The 12,027-nt window shown below is 52.7% G+C and carries 9 protein-coding genes and 1 tRNA gene; 4 read left to right on the top strand and 6 right to left on the bottom strand.

Going from position 1 to position 12,027, the window contains the following annotated elements; all coding sequences use genetic code 11:
• Positions 1-257: 257 nt before the first annotated feature.
• Positions 258-344: transfer RNA gene (locus SCD_RS06735), tRNA-Leu, on the bottom strand.
• A gap of 171 nt (positions 345-515) precedes the next feature.
• Between SCD_RS06735 and SCD_RS06730 the strand changes: the two genes are divergently transcribed.
• Genes SCD_RS06730 through SCD_RS06715 form a run of 4 tightly spaced genes read left to right on the top strand, consistent with a single transcriptional unit; the run spans position 516 to position 4,187 of the window.
• Positions 516-1,391: a TRAP transporter TatT component family protein gene (locus SCD_RS06730; protein ID WP_009205862.1), complete on the top strand. Its 876-nt coding sequence runs from the start codon at positions 516-518 to the stop codon at positions 1,389-1,391.
• Positions 1,391-2,404: a TRAP transporter substrate-binding protein DctP gene (gene dctP / locus SCD_RS06725; protein WP_009205863.1), complete on the top strand. Its 1,014-nt coding sequence runs from the start codon at positions 1,391-1,393 to the stop codon at positions 2,402-2,404. Before SCD_RS06730 ends, dctP begins: the two co-directional genes overlap by 1 nt.
• Positions 2,401-2,901 carry a TRAP transporter small permease gene (locus SCD_RS06720; RefSeq protein WP_009205864.1) on the top strand — a complete coding sequence of 167 codons (501 nt, stop codon included), beginning with the start codon at positions 2,401-2,403 and terminating at the stop codon, positions 2,899-2,901. Before dctP ends, SCD_RS06720 begins: the two co-directional genes overlap by 4 nt.
• A complete protein-coding gene (locus SCD_RS06715; protein WP_009205865.1) occupies positions 2,898-4,187 on the top strand; it encodes a TRAP transporter large permease in 1,290 nt (429 codons plus the stop codon). The genes SCD_RS06720 and SCD_RS06715 overlap by 4 nt, the downstream gene beginning before the upstream one ends.
• Before the next feature lie 52 nt (positions 4,188-4,239).
• Here SCD_RS06715 and SCD_RS06710 read toward each other — a convergent pair whose 3' ends face one another.
• The 5 genes from SCD_RS06710 to SCD_RS06690 all read right to left on the bottom strand — a co-directional run bounded on the left by SCD_RS06710 (position 4,240) and on the right by SCD_RS06690 (position 11,922).
• Positions 4,240-5,658: a mannose-1-phosphate guanylyltransferase/mannose-6-phosphate isomerase gene (locus SCD_RS06710; RefSeq protein ID WP_009205866.1), complete on the bottom strand. Its 1,419-nt coding sequence runs from the start codon at positions 5,656-5,658 to the stop codon at positions 4,240-4,242.
• A 112-nt stretch (positions 5,659-5,770) separates the two neighbouring features.
• The gene (locus SCD_RS06705) at positions 5,771-8,158 is read right to left on the bottom strand and encodes a tetratricopeptide repeat protein (RefSeq protein ID WP_009205867.1); all 2,388 of its coding nucleotides are present in this window, start codon (positions 8,156-8,158) and stop codon (positions 5,771-5,773) included.
• A gap of 65 nt (positions 8,159-8,223) precedes the next feature.
• Positions 8,224-9,165 carry a GDP-L-fucose synthase gene (gene fcl / locus SCD_RS06700; protein ID WP_021035821.1) on the bottom strand — a complete coding sequence of 314 codons (942 nt, stop codon included), beginning with the start codon at positions 9,163-9,165 and terminating at the stop codon, positions 8,224-8,226.
• Positions 9,166-9,169: 4 nt separating this feature from the next.
• Complete coding sequence (gmd, locus tag SCD_RS06695; protein WP_009205869.1) at positions 9,170-10,255, bottom strand: GDP-mannose 4,6-dehydratase; 1,086 nt, start codon at positions 10,253-10,255, stop codon at positions 9,170-9,172.
• A 32-nt stretch (positions 10,256-10,287) separates the two neighbouring features.
• Positions 10,288-11,922 carry a glycosyltransferase family 4 protein gene (locus SCD_RS06690; protein ID WP_009205870.1) on the bottom strand — a complete coding sequence of 545 codons (1,635 nt, stop codon included), beginning with the start codon at positions 11,920-11,922 and terminating at the stop codon, positions 10,288-10,290.
• Between the last annotated feature and the right edge of the window lie 105 nt (positions 11,923-12,027).

Genomic DNA, 12,027 nt, shown 5'->3' with positions numbered 1-12,027 from the left:
CCCTTCAAGCTCTCTGAATCGCCCCGGCTCCACTTGACACTTTACGAGCCGGTTGAAATAATTTTTTTCGAACTCTAACGTTTGCTGCTCATAACACCTCCTTGTTGCCTCTAGTTCAAGGCTTATAAGGTGTCTAGCTTGAGCGGGGCGATTCACGGATGAACTCGGTCAGTTGGAGAATGTGTTGGAATTGCCACGTTTCCGTCACACTCAAAAGCAAACAGGCCAGATATAATATTCTAACCAATTGTTTTTATTGGTGCCCGGGACCGGAATCGAACCGGTACAGCCGTTAAGCCGAGGGATTTTAAGTCCCTTGTGTCTACCTATTTCACCACCCGGGCATGGATTTATTTATGACGATTTTTGGAAAGCACTGCTGCAATCCACACATAAATCGAAGCGCGTAATTTTACCACAGCCACGCACTGGCTCATTGATTTAAACAAACCGGCATATCATGCCTGACTTTTGGGTATTATCTTGTTTTGGGTAATAAGCAAAGGTTCATAAAAATGAGATCCCCGAAAAATATACTGAGGCTGGCTTTGATCGGCTTGTGCGCATTGCTGTTGAATGCCTGCTCCACGGGACAGATCGTAGCGCGTTCCTCGCTGTCGATCATGGATAGCGGTGTGGCTGCGATGAACCGGGAGCCCGATCTGGAGTTGGCCAAGGCTGCGATTCCCGCCAATCTCAAGCTGGTGGAAAGCCTGACTCGTGAATTACCTGCCAACCGTGAACTGAGAATCCATGCGGCGCAAGGTTTTTATGGCTATACATTCGGCTTTGTCGAGGACGATAACCCTGTACGTGCTTCAGCGCTCTATCGCAGAGGGCTGGAACATGCCTTGGCGGCACTGGAGACAGCCGGACTGGGGGATCCCATGAACATGCAGCTGGACGTGCTGCATCAAAAGCTGGCAACTCTTGGACGCGATGCGGTTCCTGACCTATTCTGGGCTGCATCCAACTGGGCCAAGTGGATCGACATGAACCGTACCGACCCGGCACGTATCGCCGATATGGGGAAGGCGGAGGCACTTATGCAGCGGGTGCTGGAACTCGATGAAACCTTCTATTTCGGCGGCCCCCATATCTTCTTCGGAGTATGGTATGGCAGCCGCCCACCGATGCTGGGAGGCAATTTCGCGCTGTCCGAAATGCATTTCGGCAAAGCGCGAAATATCACACAAGGCAAATTGCTTATTGCTGACGTGCTGTATGCACAATATCTCGCGGTGCAGCAAGGTAACCGCAAGGCATTCCACGACAAGCTCACCGCGGTAGTCGACACGCCGCCGGATAATTTTTCAGAGATGGCGCTTGCCAACGCAATCGCTCAACACAAAGCAAAAAACCTGCTAAAAAATGAGGAGGAATTATTTTGATGATAAGAAAATGGGTGTTTTTCCTGTTGCTGCTGTGTGCGTTTACTGCACGGGCGGATGAAACTTATGTGCTGAAATTCGCCACCCTCGCGCCGGCAGGCTCGACCTGGATGAATGTGATTGCGGAATGGGCGGGCAAGGTAGAAAAAGAAAGCCAGGGCCGTCTCAAGTTCAAGTTCTATCCCGGCGGCGTTTCGGGAGACGAACCCGACATGCTGCGAAAAATTCGCTTTGGTCAAATTCACGGCGCTGCCATGACAGGGCATGGCATCGGCTCCATTTATTCTCCGGCACGCGTACTGGAAATTCCATTCCTGTTCCGAAACTACGAAGAAGTCGATTATGTGCGGGCACAGATGATGCCGGAAATCCGCGCCGGTTTTCGCAAGAACGATTATGAATTGCTGGGGTGGATGGAAGTCGGCTTTGTCCGGTTCTTTTCCCGTACGCCGATAAACTCCATGGACGACCTGAAAAAACACCGCATCTGGCAATGGCAAGGAGACCCGCTTAGCGCCGCATTTTTTACCGCCAGCAATATCGCTCCTGTTCCGCTACCGATTACCGAAGTGTTTACCAGCCTGTCCACCGGGTTGATCGATACGGTTATTGCGCCGCCTCTCGGCGCCATCGCGCTGCAATGGTTCACAAAAACACCCTACATGACTGAAGTTCCCATGGCGGATGGCATAGGTGGCTTGGTTGTATCCGGCAAATTTTTCAATCGCCTGCCCAAGGATTTACAGGAATTACTACTGCGTACCGGCAACGAAGCCAGCGAAAAACTGCTGCTTGAAACACGCAATGACAACGAAAAAAGCCTGGGAGTGTTGAAACAGAATGGCGTTACTACCACCTTGGGATGGAAGGATATCAAGGAAGCCGATGTAATCAGCATCCGCGACCGCGCCGCCGCCGACTTGGCCAAGAGCGGTTACATCCCGACCGAGGTGTATGACCACGCACGCAAGGCGCTTGGCGAATACCGCGAGAAAAAGGCCAAGCAGCGATGAACAACCACGCCCGCAAATACTCTTTGCCGTCGAGAATCGAGCAATCTCTGACCCGCGCAGAAACGCTAGCTGCCAGTGCCTGCCTGGTAGCCATGCTGGTTCTGTCGCTACTCGAGATCGGCGCGCGCAACTTTTTTCATAGCGGCATCCCCGGCGCATCGACGCTGATCCAATATCTCGTACTGTGGGTCAGCTTTCTCGGCGCAGTGGTCGCAGTACGGGAGCGCCACATCAAAATAGACATCGCCACGCACCTGATTAGCGAAGCCTGGCGCAACAGGCTGGAACGGCCCATCTTCATCTTTTGCACGCTGGTATGCGGCACCCTGTTCTGGCATGCGGTGCGTTTCTGGCACGACGAATGGCTGAACGTATCCAGCGATGATAAATGGATTGCGGCCATGGGAATTATTTTCCCAGTCAGCTTCTGCCTGTTGTCGCTGCATTTCGCCTTGCGCGTCATCATCGGCCCACGCTCTGCAAGGCGCGTAAAATGACTGCCACTATCGTCATTCTCTTGCTGATCTTCGCCGCGCTCGGTGTGCCACTGTTTGTCATCATCGGCGCAGGCAGTCTGGTTGCCGTGTGGTCGGCAGACCTCGACCCGGCCGTGCTGATGGTTGAAATGCTGCGACTGGCTTCCTCACCCAACCTGATGGCCATCCCCCTCTTCACTTTGGCGGGCGTAGTACTCTCCAAAGGAGGCGCACCGGAACGACTGGTAAAACTGTTCAACGCCGCCTTCGGCTGGATGCCGGGCGGACTGGCGGTGGTCGCACTGACTACCTGCGCCTTTTTCACAGCACTTTCCGGCGCGTCCGGCGTTACCATCCTGGCCTTGGGCGGCCTGCTTTATCCCATGCTGTTGCGTGAAGGCTACTCCAAGCGCTTCTCGCTCGGACTGCTGACAAGCTCCGGCTCGCTGGGGCTCCTTTTCCCGCCTAGCCTGGTGGTACTGCTTTACGGCATGGTTGCAGGCGTCAACATCGAGCAAATGTTCAAGGCGGGCATTATTCCCGGCCTTATCCTCCTGGTAATGCTATCGATCTACAGCATCTATAACGGGAACGTAGGCAAGGTAAGAAGGGAGCCGTTCTCGCCCAAGGCACTGCGACGCGCTGTCCGCCTTGGTATATGGGATTTGTTGCTGCCTGTGGGCATCATTGCAGGCCTGTTGGGCGGCTTTGTGACAGTGACCGAAGCCGCGACCTGCACCGCCGCTTACGCGCTTTTTCTTGAAGGCGTTATCCACCGCGACCTGACCCCGGTGACCCAGATGCAAGGCTTCCCGGTTGCGGGAAACCTTCTGCTAGGCGTGCTCAGGGAAACCTGCATTTTGAGCGGAAGCCTGCTGATTATCCTGAGTGTCGCAATGGGGCTGACCAATTCCATGATCGACGCCCAGATACCGATGAAAGTCATGTCGTTGCTGGAAAATAACGTTACCAGCCAGCTTCAGTTCCTGCTGCTGCTGAATGTCTTCCTGCTCGCTGTTGGCTGTGTGATGGACATCTTTTCCGCTACCATCGTGATCGTACCGTTGATTCTGCCTATCGCGCTCCGCTTCGGAGTGGATCCAGTCCACCTCGGCATCATATTCCTGGCGAATCTGGAAATCGGTTACCTCACGCCACCGGTAGGCATCAACCTGTTCCTGGCCAGCCAGAGATTCAAGGAACCGATGTTAAGCCTGTTCCGTGCCTCGTTTCCGTTTCTGATGATCATGATGGTCTGGCTGGCAATCATTACCTACATTCCAGCGCTATCGCTTTATTGGAAGTGATTGACACTCCCCAACCCCTTTCCCGCCAGTGGGCGAGGGGTTGGGGCAGCAATTAAGTTCTACCGTACACATCATCAAAGCGCACGATATCGTCCTCACCGAGATATTCGCCGCTCTGCACCTCAATCATGACCAGATCCGTCCGTCCGGGATTTTCCAGACGGTGCCTGTGCCCTGCGGGAATGTACGTGGATTCGTTAGTCCGGATCAGCATGTTTTTGTCATCATTAACAATACTGGCTGTGCCGCTAACCACTATCCAGTGTTCACTCCGGTGGTAATGCATTTGCAATGAAAGCGAAGCGCCCGGCTTGACCATGATGCGCTTGATCTTGAAATTATTACCCTCTTCCAGCACCGTGTAGGTTCCCCAGGGACGAACCACCGTACGATGCAACTTGTGGCTATCGTGATTCATCAGCTTGAGTTGCTGAACCACTTTTTTTACATCCTGTGCGCGCCCACGATCGGCCACCAGCAGTGCATCCGGGGTATCGACAATCAGCAGGTTGTCCAGACCGATCGCCGCCACCATGCGACCATCGCTCTGGATGTAGGAATTACCCACATCCACCAGCACCGCCTCGCCGACAATGCGGTTGCCCGCCCCATCAGGAACGGTGAGGTCGCTGATAGCGTTCCACGAACCAATATCGCTCCAGCCGAAATCACCAGGAACCACCGCTACCACTTCAGATTTTTCCATAACCGCATAATCAATGGAGTTTTCCGGGATGGCTGCGAAAGTATCCGAGTCAATCTCCATCATCGGTGTGCTGCCCTGCGTTTTGCTGCGCGTAGTCTCCCAGCAAGCCAGGGCATGCTCGTAGATGGAAGGGGCATGCAGCTTGAACTGCTCCAGCATGACCCCTGCCTGGAAGCAGAACATGCCTGAATTCCACAGGTAATGGCCTGAACCGACATATTCCATAGCGGTCTCGTAGGAGGGCTTTTCAACGAAGCGCTTGACGGTGTGGCCCTCTGCCTCAATGTAGCCAAAACCGGTTTCCGGCGCGTTGGGAACAATACCGAAAGTCACCAGCTTGCCAAGTTCCGCCAAGTCACAAGCCTGCTTCACGGCAGCGGCAAACGCACCCTGATCTTCGATAAGATGATCAGCGGGAAGCACAAGCATGATTGCCTTACCATCAAAATCAGCGGTAACTTTCAAAGCGCCAAGCGCAATTGCCGCCGCCGTATTTCGCCCGAAAGGCTCCAGCAAAAAGGTATCCGCCACGCCAGGAAAGGTTTTCTTGGCAGGCTGATATTCATCCCTGCTTTTGAAGTAATGCTCACGATTCGTGATGGTCAGCACCTCGCGAACACCTTCAAGCGCAGAAGCACGCGCAAAGGTCTTCTGCAACAGGCTTTGCCCATCAGGCAGCTTCATGAAAGGCTTGGGGTGTGATTCACGGGAGATCGGCCACAAACGGGCACCGACCCCACCGGAGAGAATGATGGGTATAAGCATATTTACCTTATGAAATCATCTAGCGTGGGCTTCATAAATAGGTCACATACAGAAACGATACCCACCCCCTTACGGGGGAGGGAGTAACCAGCGATTCCGGGCGATGGACAAATCAAATCTTGGCCAGCACCCCCTTAGCCTCCTCAATACCCGGGAAGCTGGCTTTTGAATCAACCACTTTCTGCAGAGCGGTCTTCGCTGCTTTCATGTCGCCTTTTTTGTACAAGGCCATTCCCAGGTGGTACTGGAAGATCACAGCCTGAGGCGCTTTGTCCGCAGCTTTTTGCAGTAACGGCAAAGCTTGATCATTCTGACCCGATTTGTAGTAAATCCAGCCCAGCGTATCAACGAAGGCTGGGGTGGCCGAGTTTTCGAAGTGCTTGGCCAGTTCCAGCGCCTTGTCCAGGCTGGCTTTATCACCTTTCTCGGTAAGGAGGGATGCCAGGTTATTTGCCGCAGCCTCAATCCCTGGGGTTTTCTTCAGTACGGCTTCATATTCAGCAATCGCCTTGTCATTATCACCAGACCGCTGATAGAGTTCCGCCAACGACATGGACATCCTGGCATCGCCCGGTATCGCAACAAGCCCTTGCTGCAAGGAGTGTATCGCAGCTTTAACATCGCCACGCACCAAGTTGAGACTTGTAATATCAAGATAGGCAGCGGATACCTTCGGATTAAGCTGGATAACCTTGCGGAACGCCCCCTCGGCTTCCGCGTATTTCTTCTGGCTGACGTAGACTCCGCCAAGCAGAAGATGCGCCATGAAATTATCGGGCGTCGCCTGAATCGCCTGATTGATGCGAGCAACCGCCTTGTCTGTCTTGCCTTGAACCGCCAGTACATTGACCATCGCAGTCAGAGGTTCGATGGACTTGGGCGATTTACTCAGCGCCAGCTCAAATTCCGCCAGAGCCTGATCGAATTTCTTCTGCGCCTGATAAATCAGGCCCAGGCGGTAATAGCCAACCGGCTGATCAGGCGATGCCGCCTTGAGTTTGGACATGCTGCTTTCGGCAGCGCTCCAGTCCTTCTTGGCCGCCTCCAGTTCAGCTTTTGCCTGAAGAGCATGCAAATTCTTCGGATCCGCCGTAATAACAGCATCGACATCCTTCAACGCCCCATCATAATCCTGGGAAGACGCTAGGAAATCAGCTCTGGCCATCCGAACATTCGGATTATCGGGAAATTTGGAAACCGCATTGTTAAATGTTTCCTTGGCCAACTCCGGCTCCTTATTCGCCAGATGTGCCTTAGTCAGTAGCCCGAGCAGATCCACCGAATCAGGCTGATCCTTGAGCAAGCTGCGGAAATCGGCAATGGCGCCCTTGGCATCGCCCTTTACCAGCAACATCTTCCCTCTGAGTAGTAACGCCTGGTTGTCCTTCGGATTTTCCTTCAGCACTTCAGCAACCAGTTTCTCTGCCTCATCCTTCTTGCCAGCCTGCATTTCCATTTCAGCAAGTTGATTCCTTGCCTTCAAGCCTTCCGGTCCGGTCTTGTCGAGATCGATGATATCCAGATACAGTTGACGCAATTTCTCAGGCTTGTTCGTGGCCTGGTAAATCTTGGCCAAGCCAAAACGCACCTTGTATGCCTTGGGTTTGTTCTGAATGACAGACAATAATTCTTTTTCTGCCTCCTCAGGCCCCTTGCGGGTTGCCAAAAACTCCGCCAATAACAGGTAGCGCGTCTCGTCTTCTGGATCGGCCTGAATGGTGTCGCGCAGCGATTTTTCAGCCTTGTCTACCTGGTTCGTACGCGCATAAAAAGTCGCCAGGGTAATCCGGTATTCCAGTTTTTTCGGATCGATTGCGATAATCTCAATCAACTGTTTCTCTGCACTTGCCATGTCATTATGTTTGGTCGCAATGGACACCAAACTCATGCGCAGAGAAACATTCCTGGGATTATCCTTAATCCCCTTCTCCAGCACTTCCTTCGCCTTCGCCTCATCGCCCTTCTTGGTGTAAAGCGCTGCCAGCAAACTCACCGCTTCAAACTGAGTGGGGTCCGCCACAACGACCTGGCTGGCTTCCTGAATAGCGCCGGCTTCATCACCCTTACGTGCCATCAGCGCCGCCTTCAGAGTATGTGCCGCAGGATCCGCCGGTTTCTTGGCAAGAATCTCGTTGACCATTTTTTCCGCCTTGACGGCATCATTGGACAACAAATAAATTTTTCCCAACTTGGCTTTGGCGTCAAGATGCTCGGGATTCAATTCCAAGGCCTTCGAATAATTACCGTAAGCCTTCGGCCAGTTATTCTGCTCCTCCTCCAGCACACCGCTCATGTAATAAGCGTCGGCATTTTTGGGATCAATCTGCAGTACGTTCTTGAACTCGACCCGGGCCTTGTCGTAATCCGCTTGCTCCAGATAAGCCTTACCCTTTTCCAGGTGTTTGGCTTGACGCTCCGCCTTGCCGCCGCAACCTGACATGGAAATGGAAATAGCCAGCAGCATCGCAAGCAAATAGGATGGTTTATTGTTGAACTTCATGTCACTCCTCCAAGAGCTTCCTTAAAATACGAAACAAATATTTTTCTCAGCGTGTATTTAACTGATTACGCGCCATACCGCCGCATAAAATCCTGATAAGCCTTCCCGATACCCTCATCCATTGCGGTTTTCGCGCGCCATCCCAATTTGTTCAAATGCGTCACATCCAGCAGTTTCTGCGGCGTCCCATCCGGCTTGCTGGAATCAAATACCAGTTCACCATGGAAACCCACCACCTTGGCCACTCGTTCCGCCAACTCACGGATGGTTATATCTTCCCCCACACCAATATTGACGAATTCTCCGGTATCATTCGCATTCCGGTTTTCCATCAGAAAGACACAGGCATCAGCCATATCATCGCCGTACAAAAACTCGCGTCGTGGGGTACCGCTGCCCCACACGCTAACCTGCGCATCTCCACGTATTTTGGCTTCGTGCATCTTGCGGATCAGCGCTGGCATCACATGCGAATTCTGCAGATCGTAATTATCTCCCAAGCCATACAGGTTGGTCGGCATCACGCTCATAAAATTGGTGTCGTACTGGCGATTATAGGCGCCGCACATCTTGATGCCGGCAATCTTGGCAACCGCATAGGGCTCGTTGGTCGGCTCCAGCACGCCCGTCAGCAGATGCTCTTCCTTCATGGGTTGAGGAGCAAACTTCGGGTAGATACAACTTGAACCCAGAAACAGCAGCTTCTTCACTTCATTAGAATAGGCTGCGTGAATCACGTTGCTCTGGATCATCAGGTTCTGGTAGATAAAATCCGCCGGATAGGTGTTGTTAGCAACAATCCCCCCCACCTTGGCAGCGGCCAGAAACACGTGGTCCGGCTTCTCCTGCGCAAAGAACTCTGTTACCGCCCGCTGATCCTTCAAGTCCAGTTCGGCATGCGTGCGCGTCACGATATTCGAATAACCGCCCTTTTCAAGGCGGCGCATCAGCGCCGAACCCACCAACCCGCGGTGGCCGGCCACATAGATCTTGTCGCTGAATTGCATGGCGTTACTCATGGTAATCAAACGTTTTGAAGCCCTCACGCCGGCATAGATCATCCCGCTCAGAAGCTTTCAAATCTTCGCGCACCATTTCAGCGACCAGTTCCTTGAAGGTCACTTTAGGCGTCCATCCCAGCTTGGTTTTTGCCTTGGTCGGATCACCTAGCAGCGTTTCCACCTCGGTAGGGCGGAAATAGCGGGGATCGACCGAAACAATACACTTACCGGCAGCGTCATAACCCTTCTCATCAACGCCAGAACCCTCCCAGCGGATTTTAATCCCCAATTCTTCCGCAGCCGCATCGACAAAATCACGTACGCTGTACTGCACACCCGTCGCAATCACGAAATCTTCAGCGTGATCCTGTTGCAGCATCAGCCATTGCATTTCCACGTAATCCTTAGCGTGGCCCCAGTCGCGCTTGGCATCCATGTTCCCCAGGAACAAGCAATCCTGCAAACCCAGCTTGATACGCGCCAGCGCGCGAGTAATTTTGCGCGTAACGAAAGTCTCGCCACGAACAGGTGATTCGTGGTTGAACAAAATCCCGTTGCAGGCATACATGCCATACGCTTCACGATAGTTAACGGTAATCCAGTAGGCATAAAGCTTCGCCACCGCATAGGGCGAACGGGGGTAAAACGGCGTCGTCTCCTTTTGTGGAGTTTCCTGCACCAACCCGTAAAGTTCTGAAGTGGATGCCTGGTAAAAACGGCTTTTCTTTTCCAGCCCCAGTATCCGGATCGCCTCCAACACCCGCAGCGCCCCCAGCGCATCAGAGTTGGCCGTATATTCCGGCTCCTCGAACGAAACCGCCACATGGCTCTGCGCGGCCAGATTGTAGATTTCATCCGGCTGCACCTGCTGAATAATCCGAATCAGGCTGCTAGAATCCGTCATATCCCCGTAATGAAGAATGAAATTCCGGTTAGAAACATGCGGATCCTGGTAAAGATGATCGATGCGATCGGTATTGAACAACGATGCACGACGTTTGATGCCATGTACGATATAACCCTTTTTGAGCAGAAACTCTGCCAGATAAGCCCCGTCCTGCCCTGTTATACCTGTAATAAGCGCTACCTTTTGCATATTATTTTTCCTGTATCGAATAATCCCACTAATCAAAGTTGCAGCAATCCCTTGGCACCCAGAATACCAGAAGCCGCCATCACCGAAATATTCAGCACCCTGCCCCAGAACTTGTTGCCACGGTTAATGATGATTTCACAGCCGTAGAACAAAATCACCCCCTTGATCACCATCTCGCCGAATGCTGAGTCCGCAGAAGCCCCATCCATGAACAGGCCACTGGCAATGACCAGAAACACCACCAGATAATCCATCGGCGTCGAACGGAAATCGACGTCGTGCACATAGCGCACCACGATGACAATAGCCAAGGCCAGCGCAACAAAATACGCCCAGCGTAGTTCGGGAAAATCTTCCGGCAACTGCGAAGTGTACTGATGAGTCAGATAAACAAGAAAGGCAGCCGTACCATAAATGGCAATCCGCACCAGGTAGGCGTTGCTCTGCACGCGATCGAACAGCATCGCCACCAGCAAGACAGCCGCAATAGCAACCCCAGTCAGTCCAAAATCGCGCGGCACATCGCCGACCCATAAGCTAACGATAACAAAAAAAGCGGGGACCGTTATCCTGATAAACAGGGTTGGTGCCGTGCTAAATAATGGATGGCTCTTGAGTGACAAAACAAACCGGCTCAATCGGGATTCTGAACCATGCCGATTTACCCGCCAGCCAGTGCGCTCGCCCAGAATAAGCAGGACAAATACCAGAGCACATACACCAAGGTAGAGAGACAGCAGGACGGCATCAGCCTCATACTGTAACGCCAGAGCGCTAAGCACAAAAAACGTCTGGATAGCGTAAATAACCACGACCGACTGATAATGATCGAAACCCAGATCAAGCAGGCGATGGTGGATATGGTTCCTGGTCGCCTTGAACCAGTTCAACCCCTGATAAGCACGCTGAGCAAACACCGCGAGAATATCCACAATCGGCAGCCCAAGAATCAGTGCTGGCAATGCCATGCTCAAACCCGTGTTGGTCTGCTGGGTCAGGATCACCGCAAGCGCGCCCAGCGAAAACCCAAGAAACTGGCTGCCAGAATCCCCCATGAACACGCGTGCGGGATGCGTGTTGAAACGCAGAAAACCAAACACCCCACCCATCACCGCAAGGGCGATCAACGTCACCGCGATACCATCCGCGACATATGCCAGATAGGCGACGCATGCCAGACTCAACATCGACTCACCAGCCGCCAATCCATCCAGGCCATCGGAGTGGTTAATCGCATTGATCATGCCAACAATAGCAACCACCGTGAACGGCTTGCCAATATATGCAGGCAGCGGATCGTCCATAAACGGCACCAAGGCTACCCAGACATCGCCAAAATAAACCAGGCCGATGACCGCAACAAACTGCCCGATGAACTTGACGTAATGGCCCAGTTCCCGGCAATCATCCCAGGTACCAAAAATCAGCAGCACGACCGAGCCGAAGAGATAAAAAGCGATGGCAGAACTGATCGGCACCCACAACAGAATGGAAATCAGCGCGCCAAGCACGATACCAATCCCGCCCACACGAGGAATCGGTACAGAATGAACTTTGCGCGGATCAGGTAGATCGACCATTCCCAGCACCGGCGCCAGACGGATCATGATTGGAATGATCGCCATACTGACAAGCAAAGCGGTCAGCAATACAAAAAGAAAATTCAAGAGCCCTCCCGTATGTCACCCAATATATTAAGGGCAACTTATTATACTTTTATGAACTCACCCACTAACTACCTAATATGCGATGTAATTAACCTCGTGATCAAG

The organism is Sulfuricella denitrificans skB26 (assembly GCF_000297055.2).
Classification (GTDB): Bacteria; Pseudomonadota; Gammaproteobacteria; order Burkholderiales; family Sulfuricellaceae; genus Sulfuricella; species Sulfuricella denitrificans.
The sequence above is the reverse complement of the archived record's forward strand: the minus strand, read 5'-3'. Positions and strand labels throughout refer to the sequence as shown.

Excerpts from the sequence above, each read along its gene's own strand:
- SCD_RS06730 (WP_009205862.1), top strand. The coding sequence starts at position 516 with ATGAGATCCCCGAAAAATATACTGAGGCTGGCTTTGATCGGCTTGTGC.
- dctP (WP_009205863.1), top strand. The coding sequence starts at position 1,391 with ATGATAAGAAAATGGGTGTTTTTCCTGTTGCTGCTGTGTGCGTTTACT.
- SCD_RS06720 (WP_009205864.1), top strand. The coding sequence starts at position 2,401 with ATGAACAACCACGCCCGCAAATACTCTTTGCCGTCGAGAATCGAGCAA.
- SCD_RS06715 (WP_009205865.1), top strand. The coding sequence starts at position 2,898 with ATGACTGCCACTATCGTCATTCTCTTGCTGATCTTCGCCGCGCTCGGT.
- SCD_RS06710 (WP_009205866.1), bottom strand. The coding sequence starts at position 5,658 with ATGCTTATACCCATCATTCTCTCCGGTGGGGTCGGTGCCCGTTTGTGG.
- SCD_RS06705 (WP_009205867.1), bottom strand. The coding sequence starts at position 8,158 with ATGAAGTTCAACAATAAACCATCCTATTTGCTTGCGATGCTGCTGGCT.
- fcl (WP_021035821.1), bottom strand. The coding sequence starts at position 9,165 with ATGCAATTCAGCGACAAGATCTATGTGGCCGGCCACCGCGGGTTGGTG.
- gmd (WP_009205869.1), bottom strand. The coding sequence starts at position 10,255 with ATGCAAAAGGTAGCGCTTATTACAGGTATAACAGGGCAGGACGGGGCT.